Below are 18487 nucleotides of genomic sequence, written 5' to 3'. Positions count from 1 at the left end.
TTTAATCTACAAATTATTCCTATGTTAACTAAAAATCAATTAGGTTTATTGTACATGTTTTTGTCTGTTTGTACTTTTTCTATAATGGATTTGCTTGTAAAATGGTCAGGGGATTACCCTACAGGACAAGTTCTTTTCTTTAGAGGTTTTTTTGGTCTTCTGCCAACTTATTTTTTAATCCCAAAGGATCAATTAAGAACTTTTTATAAAACCAAAAGACCTACTGAACATATTTTTAGATGTGTTATGGGTTTAATTGCACTAATTGCAATAGTAATAGCTTTGAGAGAACTGCCTCTTGCTGTGGTGGTAAGCCTTTCTTACGCGGCTCCACTTTTTATCACTATTTTATCAATTTTTTTATTAAGTGAAAAAGTTGGTATTTTTAGATGGGCAGCAGTTATTGTAGGTTTTATTGGAGTGATTGTAATTTCTGAACCTGGATTTGTAGAAATGAATTTTCTTTATTTTTTACCAATAATTTTTTGCATTGGAATGGCATTTGTAACTATCACAATTCGAAAATTATCTACAACAGAACCAATTTGGCTTATTTCTATTTTTTTTACAATTACAATATCTATTGCAGGCTTAGCAACAATTCCTTTAGGTTGGATAATGCCTAATTTTAAAGATTTTATTCTTTTAGCTTTAATTGGAGTTACTGGAGGTGCTGCAAATTTATTATTAACCCAATCCTACAAGCTTTCTGAAGTATCTTTGGTTGCTCCATTAAAATATTTGTCATTAGTTTTTGCTGTATTTTTTGGTTATATGATTTGGAATGAGATACCAACTTTTAAAACATTAATTGGTGCATCACTAGTGATAATATCTTCCCTTGTGATTTTTAGAAGGGAAATTTACTATAAACAAAAAATACCTTCAAACATTAGACATGACTAAAACACCAATATATTGGAATACCGCTAAAAAATATTTATCTAAAAAAGATAAAATTATGAGAAAGTTAATAACCAAATATAATTCCCCATCTGAAACTATACTCACTTCCAGAAAAGATATTTTTTTTTCATTATGTAAAAGTATTATTGGACAACAGATAAGTGTTATGGCGGCAAACTCAGTTTTTTTAAAATTCAAAAAAAAATGTAAGAACAAGATTAATGCAAAAACAATTTCCAAGTTATCAATTGCACAGCTCAAAAGTTGTGGGTTGAGCAGATTAAAAGCTAAAGGAATTAAAAGTTTAGCAAAAGAAACTCTTGATAAATCATTTAATCCAAAATTAGTTCCAAAAATGTCTGATGAGGAAGCTATTATCTACTTGTCTAATTTAAGACAAATAGGCAGATGGTCAGCAGAAATGATTTTATTATTTACTTATAATCGTTCAAATATTTGGCCAATCCAAGATATTGGACTTCTAAGAGCAATTTCAAAAAATTATAAGAAAAAATACTTTCCACCAGAATCTTATGTAAAATTATTAAATAAAAGATTTACACCTTATTGCTCTGTTGCAACTTGGTATTTGTGGAGAAGTATTGATCCAGAACCTATTCAGTACTAAAGCCTTCTACAATTTGTAAATTTCTCTTAGTTGTGTCTTTAGCTAAAGCCCAACCTGCCTGATATTCTTTAGAGTCATGGCATTTGATAGCCTGCTCATAGCTTGGAAATTCCCAAATTACTGTTCTTGGGTATTTTTCACCTTCTAAAGTTTGAAATTTTCCACCTCTTACAATGGGTTTTGCACCATAACTTTTTAAAATCGCAGTAACTTTTTCAGCATATTTTTTAAGATTTTCTAAGTTATCTATACTTTTATATAAAGCAATCCAGTAAGCCTTCATAATTATTATTCTATCCAATTTTTAAGTTTATCTTTATTATCTGAAATATATTTTGGAAGTAAGTTAATATCAATTTTAGATAAAATATTTTCTCCACCAAATTTAATGTTTTTTTGATCAGTTTTTATATTATAAATTGCTCTTTTATTATAAATCATTTCCTTGATACCTTTTTCACCAACAGGATTTAGATCATAGTCAATATGGTGTAGATATGACTTCAGTTTTTTTTCAATATTTTTTGGATTCTTTAAATAAGAAAAATGCCAACCACCATCTTTTACAAAAAAAATATTTTTATATTTTCTTTTTGAAAAAAAAGTGTCAATTCTCCACCAGTTATATTTTTTACCTTTTATATCTCTAATCCATTGTGGTGAAATCAAATTTTTCAATTTACATGCTTTGCTTCCAACCCACTCATAATCTTTTAATTTTAAGTTAAATTTATAATACATCATGTCTTGCTTAAAAAATATTAGATCTTCTTTTATTTCTTTAATGTTTATTTTTTCCAAGTTTGGTATTTCATCTAAGTCAGAGATTATTACCCAATCATCATTACTGGCACCAACCAATCCTTTTTTTATTTGATTTCTTTGATAATTTTCTCTTTTCCAAGCATTAAAAATAGATTTTCTATATATTTCATTTTTACTATCTTTTTCGTTAATAATCTCAATTTCATTTGGCATAGTTCCTACTAGAATATATTCAATTTTATCCTTAAATTTTATAAACTTATTTATATTAAATAAAGGGGTCCTCTTTTCACCTTTGTGATTAAATTCTGACTCAATGATTACAAATTTATCTACATATTTGTCTAAAACATTTAGCCTAACATCTAAAACTATATCTTCATCAAAATACATAAAGCAATCATAAATTTTCATATTTTTTATTCTTTTCTATTTATATTTATATGATAAAAAATTTTATGGCAGATAAATTAATTATCAATTTTGAGCAGTATACAAAAATTGTAGAAAAATTAGCAATAGAAATCCATAACAATTACAAGCCAACAGTATTAGTTGGTATTATGAGAGGTGCAGCACCCATACTAGACATTCTCTCTAGAATTTTAAAATTACCAATCGCTTATATTGTTATCCAAAGCTATTCAGGAAAAGGAATGGAGGATAAACAAGGTCAATTAATGTTTGCAAGAGAGATCAGTTCCTTGGCTGAGAATAAAGATTTTGATAAAGTATTATTAGTTGATGATCTTTCAGATACTGGATTAACCTTGAACAAAAGTATTGAATGGTTGAAAAAATATGAGCCAACAAAAAATTATATTAATGAAGTTAAAACCGCCTGCTTGTGGAAGAAAAAATCTTCTACATTTGAGCCTGATTTTTGTTCAGTTAAATTAGATTCAGATCCATGGATTGTTCAGCCAACTGAACATTACGAAGAATTATCTATGGAAGAAATAATTAAGAGAAATAAATAGGGCTGGAATTAATCCAGCCCTAAAAATTATATTTTAAGCAACTACAAAGCTAATAAAACTTAGTATTGCAATAACCCATATTGCTGGAGAAGTTGAAGAAAACTTACCAGTAAATAATCTGATTAATGCATAAGATACAAAAGCCAAAGCAATACCATTGCTAATACTATATGTTAGTGGCATAGCTATCATTGCAAGAATAGCAGGGGCTGCTTCACCAATATCGTCCCATTCAATATCAGTTATGTTTCTAACAAAAAGAACAGAAACAAATAATAAAGCTGCACCATCAATTTGCTTAGGCAAACTTGTTGCTAAAGGAGCAAAGAATATGCAGGCTAAAAATAATAGACCAATTACTAAAGAGGTCATTCCTGTTTTTCCACCAGCTTTCACACCAGCTCCAGATTCAACATAACTTGTAACAGTTGTTGTTCCCATCATTGCACCAGCAACGGTTCCAACACTGTCAGCCATCATTGCTTTTTCTATGTCTTGAACTTTTCCATTTTTATCAACCTTACCAGCAACGTTAGCTACAGAAGTCAATGTTCCGGCGGTATCAAAAAAATCAACAAATAATAAAGTAAATACAACAGTTGTCATACCTGCTGTTAATGCAGCTGATAAATCAAAATCAAATAGGTAGGTCATTGGAGGTGGTGAGCTTGCAATCCCATTAAATTTAGCAAGTCCAGTAGCCCATGCAATTATACTGAATAATAAAATTCCAATTATAATGTTTCCTTTAACTTTCATTTTTTCAAGAACAACCATTAAGATAAACGCAGCACAACCTAATAGAACAAGTGGATCACCTAAGTCACCTAGCTGAACTAAGGTGACTGGGTTATCAACAACAACTTCCATTATTTGAAGACCAATTATAGCAAGAAATAGTCCTATACCAGCACCAATTCCTAATTTTAAACTTCTTGGAATTGAGTTAATTAACCAAGCTCTGATAGGTGTTAACGAAATGATTAAGAATAAAACTCCAGCAACTAACACAGCACCCAAAGCTTCTTGAGGCGTATAGCCCATTCCAGCACAAACACCAAATGCAACAAACGCATTGATTCCCATGCCAGGTGCTAAACCTATTGGCCATGTTTTTCCATAAAATGCCATTATGAAACAAGCAAGTGCTGTAGCAACAATTGTTGCCGTATAAACTGCTCCAAATTCAAAGAAACCTTTTTCTGGTCCAGCAAATTCACCTGATAATATAAATGGATTTAAAAACATAATGTAGGCCATTGTCAAAAATGTTGTTACACCAGCTATTACTTCTGTTTTAAAATCTGTCTTGTGTTTTTTGTAGTTAAAATATTTATCTAACATTTATCCTCCTAAGATTAGACTTGAGTTTTATTAGAATTTTTTTGTAAATTCTCTTAAAAACCTATGTTTATTAACACAATTCAACTTATAAGTTATATTTAAGCCATATTTTTGGTGCTATCATCGTTTCATGCGAAAATTAAAATATATTTTTATAAGTTTATTTTTTTTTAGTCTAGTGAGTGGTTGTCAAACAATTAAAGATAAAACTGATGAGATTGTTGAAAAAGAAAATACAAAATTAAGTCAATTTATTGGAAAGAGTTCAGATAGTTTGCAAATGGAACTAGGTAAGCCTGATGAAGATTTTAAAAATGATAAAGGAAATTTGGAGCTTGTTTATAATTCCAAAAAATATGGAATACTTTGTGAAAGAAGATTTGAAGTAGATTCGAGCTCTATTGTAATTGGTTTTGTGTCAAATGGTTGTTTTTAAATATTTAATACCTGTGGGGAAGTGCTCCCCACAAATAAGGTTAATACTTATCTAATTTCAATAAGCTTTTTCTTTTTATATTCAGGTACAATTCTTTCACAGGCGATTGTCAAAAGACCATCTTTTAATTCAGCACCATTAACTCTCACATCCTCTGCAATTGTAAATGATCTGGCAAATTGTCTTTGTGAAATACCTTTATGAATAATTTCACCATCATCAGATTTATTTTCTGATTTATCAACTTGTTTAGTTCTAACAGTTAATAAATTATCCTCAAACTCAACTTCAACATCATTTTTATTAAATCCAGCCAGAGCAACTTCGATAGCGTAGTTGTCTTTGCCAGTTTTTCTAATGTTGTAAGGTGGGTAATTGGACTGCATGGTTAACCCTCCATTTCCTAGCATATTTTCAAATTGGTCAAACATATCATCAAAACCAATTGAAAAAGGTCTTAGAGTGTTAAATATAGATAGATCCCTACTTGTCATAGTTTCCTCCTTTGTTAGCAAGGTTAATTTAGTAAGCCCCATTAGGCGACTTACAATTGATATTTAGGAACTAGTCTGAAAATTTCAAGATGGGATAATCAAATTTTTTTACAAATTTTTAAGGCAAATGCATAATCTAATGCAATTTCTTCAATAGCACCATCACGCCCAGATTTACCACCATGGCCTGCATTCATTTCAGTTTTTAAAAGTAATAAATTATTATCGGTTTTATATTCTCTAAGTTTAGCTGTAAATTTTGCTGGCTCATCAAATAAAACTCTATTGTCACTTAAACTAGTTGTTATGAGCATATGAGGATAGTCCATCTTTTTAATATTATTATAAGGTGCGTATGAATATATATAATCAAAATGATCTTTTTTATCTTTTGCATTACCAAACTCGTCAAACTCTCCAACAGTTAAAGGTAAAGAGTGATCAAGGTTTGTAGTTAAAGAGTCTACAAATGGTACAGCCATTATAATTCCTAAAAAAAGTTCTGGTGCTAGGTTAACTACAGCACCCATAAGAAGTCCCCCAGCAGAACCACCCATCCCAATTATTTTATTTTTTGAAGTATATTTATTTTCAATTAAAAATCTTGCAGAAGCAATATAATCCTCAAATGTATTTTTTTTGTTAAGTAGTTTTCCATCTTTCCACCATTTCATCCCTCTTTCCATGCCACCTCTTATATGAGCGGTAACCCAAATTATATCTCGATTGATTAAACTTAATTTAGTTGAAGAAAACCCTGGACTCATTGAACTGCCATAAGAGCCATAACCATAGAGTAATAAATGTGCAGATCCGTCTAATTTAGTATTTTTATGTCTTGTTATTGTAAGAGGAACCAATTTTCCATCATGAGATTTGCAATCAATTCTTTCAACTATGTAATTATCAGGATTATGACCGGAAGGAATCTCTTGTTCTTTAACTAATCTTTTTTCTTTTGTGCTTAGATTATAAGAGTAAACTCTAGACTGTGTTTTTGGTGAAGAATAACTTAAGTATATCTCATCAGTATTTTTATCTCTTTGTTTTAAAGATACACCAGGCACATATACAGTTTCATCAGAAAAAATTAATTCTTCTTCTATTCCTGTAGTGATATTTTTTACAAATAGTTTATCTAAAGCATCAGAAGTTTCTGATCTAATAATCCAATTTTTTAAAAAAGTTAATCCACCAATTAAAACTTCATCCTTTGCAGATATAAAAGTTTTCCAATTGGGACTTTCTAAACTATCACTAATATCTATTTTAAAATCTTCAGCATTTTCATTAGTGTGATTATAAAATTTGCCATCCCAAGAATTGACAGAATATAAAATTCCTCTTTGTCTTTTTTTTATTAATTTAGGCTTAGGATTTATTTCACTTACTTCAAAGTAATACTGTTCGGAGGTATTATGGTCTGAAGAGCTAATAAAAAAGTATTTATCATCAGAACTCAAACTTATACCAACAGTAAAAGCTTCACTTTTTTCTTCAAATATTAACTGATCTTCTTTAACAGAGGTTCCTAATTTGTGTCGATAAATTTTTCTTGGTCTATGGTTTTCATCAAGCTTTGAATAAAATATATATTTATCATCTAAGCTAAAAGTTATACCACCAGACGTCTCTTCTATTTTTTCAGTAATTAATTTTTTTGTGTTTATATCTCTAATATATATTGTGTAGTACTCTGAACCCTTTGTATCTAAAGAGTATCCTAAATATTTATCATTAAAACTAACTTCTAAATCGCCAACACCAAAATATTCAACGTTAAGTTTTTCTTTTTCTTCATCACCATTCCAAATTTCCTCAATATTATTAGCGCCAATTTTTTTTCTTAATTTTATAGAATAATTTCCTTTTGTGGTGGTCTTTGACCAGTATTCATAATCAAAATCTTTAAATGGAAGAGACTCATCATCTAATTTTATTCTACCTTTAATTTCATCAAATAATTTTTTTTGTATTTCTTTGGTGTCAGACAAGTGAAAATCAGTATATGAATTTTCTTCTTCAAGATATTTTCTAACCTCTGGATTAAGTTTTGTATTATCTTTTAAAACTTCTAGAATGTCCGCCTGATGAATCCAGCTATAGTTATCTTCCCAACTGACATTGTGACACGTTTTTATTTCTGATTTTTTTTTGAGTTGTGGTATTTTCATGAGGACAAATTAAATATATGAATATTATTATATATATACTAGTTTTTTTAGGAATTATTTATCTTTTATTAAAATTTTTAGCTAATGCTTCTTCTAAAAAAATATCAAAACATTTAAGAAAATTAATTTTTGTCGGATCAATTATCTTGGCTATAATTCTATTTATAGGTGGAAAATTTTTACTAAGCGTGCCCTTGACGCTTTTGAGTTTGGCTGTAGTTAAATTAAAAGGTCTTTCAATATTTCAATTAATTGGATTATTTAGACTTATTCAAACTCTTAGAAGATCAGGAAGATTTTCGTTTAATCAAAATCAAAATATTAAGAATCTTTCAACATTGTCACTAGAGGAGGCTTACAAAATATTAAATCTAGATATTGAGAAAAGAGTAACAAAAGATGATGTTCAGAAAGCTCATATAAAAATTCAAAAAAAAATTCACCCTGATATTTCCCCAGAAACAGCCAGGCTATCTTCAATTGTAAATGAAGCGAAGGATCTAGTCTTAAAAAATATTTCTTAATTTAAAATTTGTTTCAATTGATCAAAAATTTTTATTGGATTAATTTTATCTTTACCGAAAGTGTTATGCGTTACAAAGCTTTCTCCATCAGGCAGAATTGGGTACATCAAGGTATTATAACTCCCATATATTAATGGCGTGTCTGCCATTAAAACAATTGTTTTAATACCAAGACCTGAAGAAAGATGACTAAAACTTGAGTCATTACAAATAGAAATATCACAATTTTTAATTATTCCTAAAATTTCATAAATATCTAGATCATCTAAAGGAATACATTTATCCTTAAACTCTGAATTCAATATTTCTTTTAGAATTTCTTGTTCATCTTGATTTTTCCCAGTGGCTAAAAAAAATTTACAACGGAGAGTATTAGATGTTAGTCGAATAAGCTCTATAAATGTTTTAGCAGGAATTCTTTTTGTTGGACCCGATCCTCCAATACCAAGTAAAATATTTTTTTCATCATTTTTAGTTCTAAATTTTAGTTTTGCTTCAAAAATAGATTTTTCATTAAGTAAAATTTTTGGATTTTCTTGTATATCTAGATTTAATTTTTTTTTTAAAAGTTTTTTTGGGGCATCAATAATATTTTGTTCTTTTTTGTCAAACAAAGGGTACTGATAAACATTCTTGATTCCAGCAAATTTTGCAATCAAATTAAATCTTAATGATGAATTAAAAATAAAAATTTTATCAAATTTGTATTCCTTTAGCTCCCTTACTAATTTAAAAAAACCTTTAAAGCCTTGATGCTCAGCATTTTTTTGTTTATTGCCCTGTTTTAGAATTATGATTTTATCTATTGATTTATCATCTTTTAAAATTTTTTCAGCTTTTGAACTTTCTTTAACAAGGATGTTAACGGGTGTATTAAATTTTTTAGATATAGCATTTATAAATGGCAAATAGATGACCATATCTCCAATCCCCATTTTATTTTGTACTATTAAAATTTTCATATTAGGCTTTTATACCTTTACTAAACTTTTTTTTTATATAAATTTTAGTTATGGGTAAAATTAGGGGTATTTATGCAGCTTCAATGTCAGTTCTTAACGATGATTTAAGTCTAAATATTGAAAAAACTATTGCCCATGCTGAAAAAATCATAGATCAAGGATGTCATGGAGTGGTAATTTTTGGAAGCACTGGTCAAGCACAACTTATTCCAATTAGTGAAAAAATTAGTTTATTAAATAAATTATCAAAAAGTGTTTATAAAGATAAATACTTAATTGGAACTGGTCTTAATTCTTTAAATGAGACTATAAATTTAATGAAGATTGCTAATTCTTTAAAATTTAATGAATTTCTAATAATGCCTCCTGCTTATTATAAGTATGGTGATAGTGAAGTAGTTGAATTTTATTCAAGATTAGTAGATGCCGTGCCAGATAGTAGGATTGTTTTATATAATTTTGAAAAATTGTGTGGTTATAAATTTAGCATCAGTTGTGTTGAAAAACTTGTTGAAAAATTTCCAAAACAAATAATTGGAGTAAAAGATAGCTCATATAACCTTTATGAAAATTTGAAAATTGATAATTTTTCTGTCATGCCAGGATCAGAATTGAAACTTTTAAGAGGACTTGAGAATGGATGTGATGGTATAATTACTGCAACTTGCAATGTCACAGCTAATTTAGCTAGAAAAGTTTATGATGATTTCAGTAAAAAAGAAAAGCAAACAGTCAATGAAACTCTATGTAAAGTTAGAGGTGTATTTGACCAATATAATTTAATTTCTGGATTACATTCATTGATGTCTGATCAAGACGATAATTATAAAAATGTTATACCCCCTATGAGTCTTTTAAATGAAAAAGAAAAAAAACAACTTGTTGATGATCTTAATAAGCTTAATTTTAAATTAGAAGCATTAGAGGCAGCTTAAATGCAATTAGCAAGATTTTTAAATAATATTTTTAAAAAGGATGGCTTTGTATTAATTGATGCTTTTTCTAATAAATATATAATAGGCACACCATTTAACAAGGACCCTATAGTTGTTAGACTACTAAATAAAAAACTAAATTATAAACTATTATTTTATCCAGATTTATATTTTGGCGAGGCTTATGCTGAAGGAGATATTGAGATTGAAAATGGATCTTTGACTGATTTTTTAAATATCGCATTAATGAATATTGGCAGAACAGATATAAATATATTTAATAAAATTTTAAATAAATTAAGAGGGTCTTATAGATATTTAACTAATTTTAATTTTATAAAAAAATCTAAAATGAATGTTGCTCATCATTATGATATTTCTGATGAGTTATATGAGTTATTTCTTGATCCAAAAAAACAATACTCATGTGCTTATTTTAAGAATGAAGATGATACTTTAGAAACTGCACAAAATAACAAAATTAATCATATCATAAAAAAATTAAATATTAAGTCTGGTCAAAGGATACTTGATATAGGAAGTGGCTGGGGTTCTCTTGCTATCGATATTGCTAAAAGCATAGATTGTGATGTTACAGGAATTACGCTTTCAGAAAATCAATATAATTTTAGTTTAAAAAAGATTAAGGATTTAGGTTTAGAAAAAAAAGTTCGTTTCAAATTATTAGATTACCGACAAATTAATGATAAATTTGATAGAGTGGTAAGTGTAGGTATGTTTGAGCATGTTGGTCGTAAATATTATAAAAAATTTTTTGATCAGATATTTAATTTACTAGACGAAAATGGAGTAGCAATAGTTCATACTATAGGTTCAGTTGACCCTCCAAGAGACCCTCAGCCCTGGATTAACAAGTATATATTTCCAGGAGGGTACACACCAAGCATGAGTGAGATGACAAAACCAATAGAAAAATCAGGCTTAATTGTATCTGATGTTGAGGTTTTAAAGCTTCATTACTCATTAACTTTAAGACATTGGAAAGAAAGGTTTTTAAGCAATAAGAATAAAGTAATATCAATGTTTGATGAAAAATTTTTTAGAATGTGGGAGTTTTACTTAACGTCTTGTGAGATTGCTTTTAAATATGGTGATCAGGTAGTTTACCAGTTTCAACTAGCTAAAAATTACACTTCAACACCTACTACAAGAGACTATATTTATCAGTAATTAATTGATAAATCTAATCTTTTTAAAGTATGAAAAAAATAAAAAAAAAAATATCAAAAACAAACCTTCAAAAAAAAATAAGGTAAAAAAAAGCATTAAGAAAAAATATAAAAATTTAAAAAAAAAGAGAAAAATTAATAACAAAAAAAAAATAAAAAATATTTCAAAAAAATTTATTAAAAAACAAAAATTTAGTAATAAAAAAAAAATAAGCCTTGTTTCGCAAATAGTTAAGTTTCAACAATCTTTAAAGCCAGAATTTAATTTTAAAATTAATTTTAGTTTAGAAAAATATATACAAGCCTTTTTTGATGGCATAGCTAATAGAATAGTTGAATATAAGATTTTAAAAGCTGAAGAAAAAAAAGAAAAAAAATAGAAGAAATTGAAAAAAAAGAAAAAGAAAAACTATTAATTCAAAAACAAAAAATCAAAGAAGAGGAAGAACAAACCAAACTTAAGGAGAAGGCTTTAAAGGAAGAGGCTAGACTTGAGAAAGAAAGAGCAAGAGATATAAAGTTATTTTTACGAAAGGAACAAGTATTAATAAGAATTGAACATGCCGAAAGACAAAAACAATTTTTAAAACAGTTACAGCTAGATAAACAAATTGAAAAATTCAGAATAAGAGAAATTAAAGAATTAGAAAAACTTGAAAAAATTTCATTAAAGGAAAAAAGAGATGATTATACAGGTCTTCAGGCAAGAATAGAAAAATTAAAAGATAAATATAGAATTATACGAGATCAAAAAATTAGAGAAAGAGTAGAAGCTTTAGGTGTTGAAATTCAAGGTAATGAAGATAGAGAAACTCTACTTCAAAAAGAAAGAGACTATAAAATTGCTAGACAAAAAATTGAACTATCTCTTGAGAGTTTCTATAGAAGTGCAAGTAGTTTGGTTTTTCAACTTAACAAAAGACATATTACAAGACATATGTCTATTTTTAGATGTATTGACCAAAGATTTGAAACGGGAGAAATATTTATCAAATGGGATGAAGCTCCAGATGAAGAATGGTTGTTATTAATTTATATAAAGAATAATTCTCCAGAAGAAGGAATTGTTATTGAAGATAAATCAAATCCAGAAAAAAATATCTCTCATGAATTTAAGGCCAATGAAATATTTAAAGCATCAGACTTAATGGTGGATTCATTAACTCAATTAATTTCAAGAATAAGAGCTAAAAAAGATTAAATTAAACACTTTCTTCGTTAATAAGCCTTTGAATTTCAGGTATTAGTTTTTGATTTTTAAATGTAGGATGAAATTTTAATGCTTCTTCAATACTTTTAATCGCTTTTTCATACTTTTTTAAATTTATATAAATTCTTGCTTGTCCAGATAAAGCTCCAAAATGCCTAGGCTCTATACTTAAAACTTTATCAATATCACTTAAAGATTCTGTAAACTGACTCATTAAAAAATATACAGTTGCTCTTTTATTCCATGCTTCAGACCACTCAGGATCACTATCTATTACATTATTAAAAACTTTCAGTGCATAATTATAATCTCCATATTGCATAAGCTCTGTTCCTAATTCTAATTTTTGAGTTAATTCCGTATTATTTGGATGTTCGTTCCAAATATCCCAGATCTTTCTTTCCAGTAACTCAGCAGTTTTTGGGTTAGTAACATCTCTAAGTTGATCGAATAGATTATTTAGAATTTTTTTTTCTGCAAAACTAGTAGAATAAGAAAGGTTTAAAAATAATATAACTAATATTAAAACTCTCATTTGCAAAAGATATTTTATTCAATATTTATTCTCAAGAATAAAAAAACCTAATTTCTACTTTAAAAGCTGGTTTTTATTTTTTAGGAATAAAAAAAATGCAACAATTTCATAAAAAAATGAAAATAAATTAAAGATTATAGGTTTTTTTAAAACTTTGTAGAGAAATCTATATTTAGGAATATTTTTCCAGATTAATAAGAAAGCTTCTGCACCCTCAATAATATTTTCACCATCTTTAATATGAAGTCTTCTTAAAAGACTTTTTGCATCTTTCTGAGTTTCTATTTCTGCTGTTTCATTGTCTGTGATATCAACCCATTCAATATTTTTTATGTTTTGTTTTTTATACAGATTGATCTCTGTTCGACAAATTTTACACGAATTATTAAAATACACTTTCACGAATTATTTATTTTCTTTCCAAGCCTTAATTCCACCTGTCATATTTTTTACATTCTTTATTCCCATTTCTTGCATCGTTTTTGTTGCAAGAGTACTTTGGCCACCAAGACCACAAAAAACTATATATTCTTTATCAGGGTTGTTTTTAAAATTTTCATTTTCTAAAGGACTACCCTCTGCTAAATAAAATTCAAGCAAGCCTCTTTCAAGATTAATTGCATTTCCTATAGTCTCTGAGTCAAAACTACTTTTGTCCCTAACATCAATAAATTGAACATTTGGGTCCTTTAACTTTTCTCTTGCTTCATCTACAGATATATTAGTTATTTCATTGGAAACGCTCATTAATTCATCAAATTTTTTCATTTTATCCTTATTTTTGTTAAAAAATAAAATTACACATAATCAATCATTTTGTATATGCGTGAAATACGCAGATTGAAAATATAAATATACCTATTATCTATTACATGTGAGTGATTTTTTTACTAAAACAGATTTATCTAGAAAAGATGCAGAAAATATTATTTCTGAGACTTTAAATAATTGTGATGATGGTGAGCTATATTTAGAAAATTCAAAGAGTGAGTCAATTGTACTGGATGATGATAAAATTAAGAGCTCAAGTTATAGTTCTGATTTAGGATATGGTTTAAGAGCAGTTACAGGTGAGGTAGTTGCCTATTCTCATTCTAATGAGATTTCAAGAAATTCGTTAAAGCAGTCTGCTAACAATTTAAGTTCAACTCTTAAATCACAAAAAGGTATTTATAATCATGAAATTCCCAAGACCAATGAAAAACTTTATAAAGATATTAATCCGATAGATGAAAAATCACTTGAGTCTAAATTAGAGCTTTTAAAAAAAGTTAATAGTTATACTAGAGCAAAAGGTGGAATAGTTCAGCAGGTCACTGCTAGTTTTGCAGGAGAATATAAATCTATAGAAATCATAAGGTCAGGTGGAGAGGTGTTAACCGATGTTAGACCATTAATTCGTTTTAATGTTTCGGTAATGCTTGAGAAAAATGGAAAGAAAGAAACTGGTGTTTATGGAATTGGAGGAAGACAATCCTATGATGAATATTTAAAAGATGACAATTGGAAAAATGTATGTGATGAAGCCTTTAGAATTGCATCAGTAAACCTTGATAGCAAACCAGCCCCCGCAGGAGAGATGAAAGTTGTTTTAGGATCAGGTTGGCCTGCAATATTGATACATGAAGCAATAGGACACGGATTAGAAGGTGACTTTAATAGAAAAAAAACATCTGCATTTCATAACTTAATGGGCCAAAGAGTGGCTAGTGAAGGTGTAACAATTATTGATGACGGAACACTTCATAACAGAAGAGGTAGTCTAACAATTGATGACGAGGGCACACCAACTGAAAAAACAGTCTTAATTGAAAATGGAATATTAAAAAATTTTATGCAAGATCGATTAAATGCAAGATTAATGAATACAAGATCTACAGGTAGTGGTAGAAGAGAAAGTTACAAGCATGTTGTCCTTCCAAGAATGAGAAATACCATGATGATGAATGGAAAATATTCTCAAGAGGAAATGATTAAGTCAGTTGATAAGGGAATATTTGCTGTAAGTTTTGGTGGAGGACAAGTTGATATTACTTCAGGAAAATTTGTATTCAATTGCACTGAAGCTTACGAAATTATAAATGGAAAAATAGGCTCTCCTATTAAGGGTGCAACTTTAATTGGTGATGGACCATCTATTTTAAAAGAAGTTTCATTGGTTGGAAATAATATGATGCTTGATCCAGGTATTGGAACATGTGGTAAAGCGGGTCAAGGTGTTCCTGTTGGTGTTGCGCAACCCTCAATCTTAATTGACAAAATGACTGTTGGTGGAACTCAATTATAATATAAATGGTAAAAGATCAGGAATATTTAAAAAAAAAAGCTTCATTTTGTATTGATTTAGCTAAAAAGTTAGGTGCTACAGAAAGCAGTGCTGCTGTTATGCACTCTATATCAGAGACAGTTAATTACAGAAATAAAAAGTTAGACGAATCTGATAGGTCAGACAGCTTAGCTATAAGTTTAACAACTTATATTGGAAAAAAAAAATCTAGCATTACATCATCAAATCTTAATGATGATAATATAGAAACTTTAATTGAGCGATGCATTGAGACAACAAAAATTACACCAGAGGATGAGTATAATTCTTTACCAGACAAAGAATTGCTGGCTGATAAAATTAATGACTTAAACTTATATGATGACGATCATATCGAAAATGATGAAAAAATTGAATACTTAAAAGAAGCTGAAGAAGCAGCACTTCAAAAAAAAGAAATTATTAATACTGAAACAGGTTTTACTGAATCTAAGTCTAATTTTATATTAGCAAACAGTGATGGATTTATAAATGGTTATAAATCTTCATCTTTTTCAGCATCATGTGTTGCTGTTGCCAAAGATGCAAATGACAAAATGGAAAGAGATTATGAATTTACAAGCACTTGTCATTTACAGGATATGATTAGACCTCAACAAATTGGATCAGTTGCTGCAAAAAAAACAATACAGAAATTAAATCCAAAAAAAATAGAAAGTGAAAAGATTAGCATTATCTTTGATAGAAGAATTTCAAAAGGGATATTAGGTGTTTTAGCAAATGCTATATCAGCATCATCTATTGCAAGAGGCACATCTTTCTTAAAAGGTAAAATTGATGAAGAAATATTTTCATCTTCAATCAACATTTATGATAAACCTGACATTGTTAAAGGATTGGGCTCAAGATATTTTGATTCTGAGGGTGTTAAAACTGAAGAATTAAAGTTAGTTGATTGTGGTGTTTTAAAACATTATTTAGTGGACACCTATAATGGAAAAAAATTAAACCTAAAATCTAATGGCAGATCTGGTGGAACAAGTAATTTATTTTTTGAAAAAGGCTCAGTTTCATACAGAGAGCTTTTAAAACTTAATAAAAGAGCATTGTATATTACTGAAACAATCGGTCATGGGAGCAACTTAGTTACAGGAGATTATTCAGTGGGTGCAAATGGTTTTATGATCGAAGATGGAATATTTAAATATCCCGTTAGTGAAATTACTATTGCAGGAAATTTTAAGGATATATTTAAAAATATTACCTTAGCAGATGATCTAGAGTTTAAATATTCAACAAATGCACCAACAATATTAATTGAAGGTATGGTAGTTGCCGGTAAATGAAAGATTTTTGTGTTATTGGTTCAGGCATATCAGGCGCAACAATAGCAAATCATCTAAGTAAAAAATATATTGTAGATGTATATGATAAAGCTAGAGGTGCCGGTGGAAGAGCATCAAATAAAAAATTTAATCTCAAAAAAAGCTTTGATCATGGGGCCCAATATATTTCTCCAAAAAACATCAAATTTAAAAGGTTTGTAGATAATTTAATTTCAAAAAAAATTTTAAAAAAATGGCCTGGTAAACATCTTTTTTTAAAAGAAAATATCAAAGAAAATAAAAAACATATCAAAATAATTGGTAAGAATGGCAATAATGCCATCAGCAAATACCTCTTAAAAGATATTAATTGTTTTTTTAATAGTGAGGTTACCAATATTTTACACAAAAATAGTATTTGGCAACTTACTTTAAATGATGGTTCTAAGAAATTTTACAAATCAATAATTTTAACATGTCCATTTCCTCAACTAAAAAAATTATCAAAAAAATACATTAAAAATTCTTTTATCAATCAGAAAATTAAAATGGAAGCCAATATAACAATTATGATGGTTGTTAAAAATTTAGGATCAAAAATCAGTAGTTATTTTTTCTCAGACTCAGTTCTGGGGTGGGCTGCTTATGAAAATAGTAAAAAAAGATTTAAGAGCAATTATGATTTATGGACTCTTCAAAGTACTCCTAAATGGGCAAACAAAGTCATTAATAATAATAGAATTAATAAACTACAAAATTCCAAAATATTAATAGATAAATTTTTTAAACTTACAGGTTTTAAAAAAAGTAAAATTTTACATTCAAAAAATCATGGATGGAAGTATGCCTTTAATTCAAACCCACTTAAAATAAAAAGTTACTGGAATAGTTCTTTAAGATTGGGTGTATGCGCTGACTGGTTTGTTGGATCAAGACTTGAGTCAGGATGGCTAAGTGCAAAAGATTTATCTCTTAAAATTAAATAATAAATTTTATTTGTAGCTCTTTAATCTATACTCCCAGTTTCCAAGTCTTGAATATGCAACTTTTACAATCATTGCTTTTTTTCTATCGTACCAAACATCGAAATCTAGTCTTTTATCTTTAGGAATGGCCATATCTTTTGATGTCAATTTAAAGTGGTCGACCTCAATTATACTTCCATATAATTCAATTTTTTCTTTACCTAAAAAATTTACAACCTGTTCTTTTATACTGCCTGATATAGGGCTAATTTGTGACTCTGCTTGTAATATCTGATGGTTCCACCAATTTCCTATTATATTTTTAGTATCTGCAAGACCAATATAAGATGATCCATTAATTTTGAATTTATCTGATTTAGAATCATAAATAAGATTTACAAATTTCTCTCTATCATTTTGTAAAGTCTTTGACTCGTATGATATCAGTTTATCATCTTTATGTTTTTCTACTCCATACCCCTCAAGATTAAAAACTTCAATGCCAAATAGGTTTACTTTAAATTGAATTTGATTTTTAATTATCAATATGTCATCAACTTTTTCAAAAAAATAATAATTATACCCAATCACTTTTCCATCTTTTAAAATTTCCATCTCTATCTTTTTAAAGTCTTTGTAATGAGAGGTGTGTGCGTAAAGGTTTGAAGTAAGCACTACCAGTGTAAAAATAAATATTAATAATTTTTTCATTATAAATTAGAATATTAGACCTCTTTTTTTTTGAAGGAAGTCTTTAATTTATAAAATGAGTAAAAAACATTATAATGTTGCTTACACTCCTAAATAAATTTTTGATAACAATAATCTTGTAAATTCGATAAGTATAA

At 28.2% G+C, this 18487-nt stretch carries 22 protein-coding genes; 12 read left to right on the top strand and 10 right to left on the bottom strand.

Going from position 1 to position 18487, the window contains the following annotated elements; translation table 11 throughout:
- Nucleotides 1-21 precede the first annotated feature (21 nt).
- Nucleotides 22-906 (top strand): DMT family transporter, encoded by an 885-nt coding sequence (locus AC5SLL_RS05685; RefSeq protein WP_494586415.1) that lies wholly within the window; start codon nt 22-24, stop codon nt 904-906.
- Nucleotides 899-1534 (top strand): DNA-3-methyladenine glycosylase family protein, encoded by a 636-nt coding sequence (locus AC5SLL_RS05680; protein ID WP_494586414.1) that lies wholly within the window; start codon nt 899-901, stop codon nt 1532-1534. The genes AC5SLL_RS05685 and AC5SLL_RS05680 overlap by 8 nt, the downstream gene beginning before the upstream one ends.
- On the opposite strand, the gene AC5SLL_RS05675 is transcribed toward AC5SLL_RS05680, so the two are convergent.
- Together AC5SLL_RS05675 and AC5SLL_RS05670 are read right to left on the bottom strand one after the other, a co-directional pair.
- Nucleotides 1521-1817 (bottom strand): DUF1330 domain-containing protein, encoded by a 297-nt coding sequence (locus AC5SLL_RS05675; RefSeq protein ID WP_494587076.1) that lies wholly within the window; start codon nt 1815-1817, stop codon nt 1521-1523. The genes AC5SLL_RS05680 and AC5SLL_RS05675 overlap by 14 nt on opposite strands.
- Before the next feature lie 5 nt (nt 1818-1822).
- Nucleotides 1823-2713, bottom strand: coding sequence for a glycosyltransferase family 17 protein (locus tag AC5SLL_RS05670; RefSeq protein WP_494586413.1), 891 nt, complete (start codon nt 2711-2713; stop codon nt 1823-1825).
- Between the two features lie 29 nt (nt 2714-2742).
- Here AC5SLL_RS05670 and AC5SLL_RS05665 point away from each other — a divergent pair, with 29 nt between their 5' ends.
- Complete coding sequence (locus tag AC5SLL_RS05665; RefSeq protein ID WP_494586412.1) at nt 2743-3279, top strand: phosphoribosyltransferase; 537 nt, start codon at nt 2743-2745, stop codon at nt 3277-3279.
- Between the two features lie 33 nt (nt 3280-3312).
- Here the strand turns inward: AC5SLL_RS05665 and AC5SLL_RS05660 are convergent, their stop codons facing one another.
- Nucleotides 3313-4623, bottom strand: a complete 1311-nt coding sequence (locus AC5SLL_RS05660; protein ID WP_494572973.1) for an NCS2 family permease — start codon at nt 4621-4623, stop codon at nt 3313-3315.
- Nucleotides 4624-4801: 178 nt separating this feature from the next.
- Between AC5SLL_RS05660 and AC5SLL_RS05655 the strand changes: the two genes are divergently transcribed.
- A complete protein-coding gene (locus AC5SLL_RS05655; protein ID WP_494586411.1) occupies nt 4802-5059 on the top strand; it encodes a hypothetical protein in 258 nt (85 codons plus the stop codon).
- 47 nt (nt 5060-5106) lie between these two features.
- Here the strand turns inward: AC5SLL_RS05655 and AC5SLL_RS05650 are convergent, their stop codons facing one another.
- Complete coding sequence (locus AC5SLL_RS05650) at nt 5107-5553, bottom strand: Hsp20 family protein (protein WP_494573789.1); 447 nt, start codon at nt 5551-5553, stop codon at nt 5107-5109.
- A gap of 98 nt (nt 5554-5651) precedes the next feature.
- Nucleotides 5652-7727 (bottom strand): S9 family peptidase, encoded by a 2076-nt coding sequence (locus AC5SLL_RS05645; protein WP_494586410.1) that lies wholly within the window; start codon nt 7725-7727, stop codon nt 5652-5654.
- Nucleotides 7728-7744: 17 nt separating this feature from the next.
- Here AC5SLL_RS05645 and AC5SLL_RS05640 point away from each other — a divergent pair, with 17 nt between their 5' ends.
- The gene (locus AC5SLL_RS05640) at nt 7745-8251 is read left to right on the top strand and encodes a J domain-containing protein (protein WP_494586409.1); all 507 of its coding nucleotides are present in this window, start codon (nt 7745-7747) and stop codon (nt 8249-8251) included.
- On the opposite strand, the gene AC5SLL_RS05635 is transcribed toward AC5SLL_RS05640, so the two are convergent.
- Nucleotides 8248-9213, bottom strand: a complete 966-nt coding sequence (locus AC5SLL_RS05635) for a glycosyltransferase family 9 protein (RefSeq protein ID WP_494586408.1) — start codon at nt 9211-9213, stop codon at nt 8248-8250. The genes AC5SLL_RS05640 and AC5SLL_RS05635 overlap by 4 nt on opposite strands.
- 50 nt (nt 9214-9263) lie before the next feature.
- Between AC5SLL_RS05635 and AC5SLL_RS05630 the strand changes: the two genes are divergently transcribed.
- The 4 genes from AC5SLL_RS05630 (at nt 9264) to AC5SLL_RS05615 (ending at nt 12539) form a co-directional block, all read left to right on the top strand.
- Nucleotides 9264-10148, top strand: coding sequence for a dihydrodipicolinate synthase family protein (locus tag AC5SLL_RS05630; protein ID WP_494586407.1), 885 nt, complete (start codon nt 9264-9266; stop codon nt 10146-10148).
- The gene (locus AC5SLL_RS05625; RefSeq protein WP_494586406.1) at nt 10149-11339 is read left to right on the top strand and encodes a class I SAM-dependent methyltransferase; all 1191 of its coding nucleotides are present in this window, start codon (nt 10149-10151) and stop codon (nt 11337-11339) included.
- Between the two features lie 4 nt (nt 11340-11343).
- The gene (locus tag AC5SLL_RS05620; protein ID WP_494586405.1) at nt 11344-11718 is read left to right on the top strand and encodes a hypothetical protein; all 375 of its coding nucleotides are present in this window, start codon (nt 11344-11346) and stop codon (nt 11716-11718) included.
- Between the two features lie 557 nt (nt 11719-12275).
- Nucleotides 12276-12539, top strand: a complete 264-nt coding sequence (locus AC5SLL_RS05615; protein WP_494586404.1) for a hypothetical protein — start codon at nt 12276-12278, stop codon at nt 12537-12539.
- Between the two features lies 1 nt (nt 12540).
- Here the strand turns inward: AC5SLL_RS05615 and AC5SLL_RS05610 are convergent, their stop codons facing one another.
- Genes AC5SLL_RS05610 through AC5SLL_RS05600 form a run of 3 tightly spaced genes read right to left on the bottom strand, consistent with a single transcriptional unit; the run spans nt 12541 to nt 13851 of the window.
- Complete coding sequence (locus AC5SLL_RS05610) at nt 12541-13083, bottom strand: tetratricopeptide repeat protein (RefSeq protein ID WP_494586403.1); 543 nt, start codon at nt 13081-13083, stop codon at nt 12541-12543.
- A 54-nt stretch (nt 13084-13137) separates the two neighbouring features.
- Complete coding sequence (locus AC5SLL_RS05605; protein ID WP_271516259.1) at nt 13138-13485, bottom strand: thiol-disulfide oxidoreductase DCC family protein; 348 nt, start codon at nt 13483-13485, stop codon at nt 13138-13140.
- 3 nt (nt 13486-13488) lie between these two features.
- Nucleotides 13489-13851: a rhodanese-like domain-containing protein gene (locus AC5SLL_RS05600; protein ID WP_271516260.1), complete on the bottom strand. Its 363-nt coding sequence runs from the start codon at nt 13849-13851 to the stop codon at nt 13489-13491.
- 106 nt (nt 13852-13957) lie between these two features.
- On the opposite strand from AC5SLL_RS05600, the gene tldD reads away from it, so the two are divergent.
- The 3 genes from tldD to AC5SLL_RS05585 are packed head-to-tail and all read left to right on the top strand — an operon-like array spanning nt 13958 to nt 17660.
- Nucleotides 13958-15370, top strand: a complete 1413-nt coding sequence (tldD, locus tag AC5SLL_RS05595; protein ID WP_271516261.1) for a metalloprotease TldD — start codon at nt 13958-13960, stop codon at nt 15368-15370.
- A gap of 5 nt (nt 15371-15375) precedes the next feature.
- The gene (locus AC5SLL_RS05590; protein WP_494586402.1) at nt 15376-16695 is read left to right on the top strand and encodes a TldD/PmbA family protein; all 1320 of its coding nucleotides are present in this window, start codon (nt 15376-15378) and stop codon (nt 16693-16695) included.
- Complete coding sequence (locus AC5SLL_RS05585; RefSeq protein ID WP_494586401.1) at nt 16692-17660, top strand: NAD(P)/FAD-dependent oxidoreductase; 969 nt, start codon at nt 16692-16694, stop codon at nt 17658-17660. The genes AC5SLL_RS05590 and AC5SLL_RS05585 overlap by 4 nt, the downstream gene beginning before the upstream one ends.
- 6 nt (nt 17661-17666) lie before the next feature.
- Here AC5SLL_RS05585 and AC5SLL_RS05580 read toward each other — a convergent pair whose 3' ends face one another.
- On the bottom strand, nt 17667-18350 hold the full coding sequence (locus tag AC5SLL_RS05580) for a DUF6134 family protein (RefSeq protein WP_494586400.1): 684 nt from the start codon (nt 18348-18350) through the stop codon (nt 17667-17669).
- Between the last annotated feature and the right edge of the window lie 137 nt (nt 18351-18487).

The organism is Candidatus Pelagibacter sp. PS_43 (assembly GCF_059417795.1).
The sequence above is the reverse complement of the archived record's forward strand: the minus strand, read 5'-3'. Positions and strand labels throughout refer to the sequence as shown.

Bases quoted from the DNA above. Each gene is read 5' to 3' on its own strand.
- AC5SLL_RS05685 (WP_494586415.1), top strand. From the start codon at position 22: ATGTTAACTAAAAATCAATTAGGTTTATTGTACATGTTTTTGTCTGTT.
- AC5SLL_RS05680 (WP_494586414.1), top strand. From the start codon at position 899: ATGACTAAAACACCAATATATTGGAATACCGCTAAAAAATATTTATCT.
- AC5SLL_RS05675 (WP_494587076.1), bottom strand. From the start codon at position 1,817: ATGAAGGCTTACTGGATTGCTTTATATAAAAGTATAGATAACTTAGAA.
- AC5SLL_RS05670 (WP_494586413.1), bottom strand. From the start codon at position 2,713: ATGAAAATTTATGATTGCTTTATGTATTTTGATGAAGATATAGTTTTA.
- AC5SLL_RS05665 (WP_494586412.1), top strand. From the start codon at position 2,743: ATGATAAAAAATTTTATGGCAGATAAATTAATTATCAATTTTGAGCAG.
- AC5SLL_RS05660 (WP_494572973.1), bottom strand. From the start codon at position 4,623: ATGTTAGATAAATATTTTAACTACAAAAAACACAAGACAGATTTTAAA.
- AC5SLL_RS05650 (WP_494573789.1), bottom strand. From the start codon at position 5,553: ATGACAAGTAGGGATCTATCTATATTTAACACTCTAAGACCTTTTTCA.
- AC5SLL_RS05645 (WP_494586410.1), bottom strand. From the start codon at position 7,727: ATGAAAATACCACAACTCAAAAAAAAATCAGAAATAAAAACGTGTCAC.
- AC5SLL_RS05640 (WP_494586409.1), top strand. From the start codon at position 7,745: ATGAATATTATTATATATATACTAGTTTTTTTAGGAATTATTTATCTT.
- AC5SLL_RS05635 (WP_494586408.1), bottom strand. From the start codon at position 9,213: ATGAAAATTTTAATAGTACAAAATAAAATGGGGATTGGAGATATGGTC.
- AC5SLL_RS05630 (WP_494586407.1), top strand. From the start codon at position 9,264: ATGGGTAAAATTAGGGGTATTTATGCAGCTTCAATGTCAGTTCTTAAC.
- AC5SLL_RS05625 (WP_494586406.1), top strand. From the start codon at position 10,149: ATGCAATTAGCAAGATTTTTAAATAATATTTTTAAAAAGGATGGCTTT.
- AC5SLL_RS05615 (WP_494586404.1), top strand. From the start codon at position 12,276: ATGTCTATTTTTAGATGTATTGACCAAAGATTTGAAACGGGAGAAATA.
- AC5SLL_RS05610 (WP_494586403.1), bottom strand. From the start codon at position 13,083: ATGAGAGTTTTAATATTAGTTATATTATTTTTAAACCTTTCTTATTCT.
- AC5SLL_RS05600 (WP_271516260.1), bottom strand. From the start codon at position 13,851: ATGAAAAAATTTGATGAATTAATGAGCGTTTCCAATGAAATAACTAAT.
- AC5SLL_RS05590 (WP_494586402.1), top strand. From the start codon at position 15,376: ATGGTAAAAGATCAGGAATATTTAAAAAAAAAAGCTTCATTTTGTATT.
- AC5SLL_RS05585 (WP_494586401.1), top strand. From the start codon at position 16,692: ATGAAAGATTTTTGTGTTATTGGTTCAGGCATATCAGGCGCAACAATA.
- AC5SLL_RS05580 (WP_494586400.1), bottom strand. From the start codon at position 18,350: ATGAAAAAATTATTAATATTTATTTTTACACTGGTAGTGCTTACTTCA.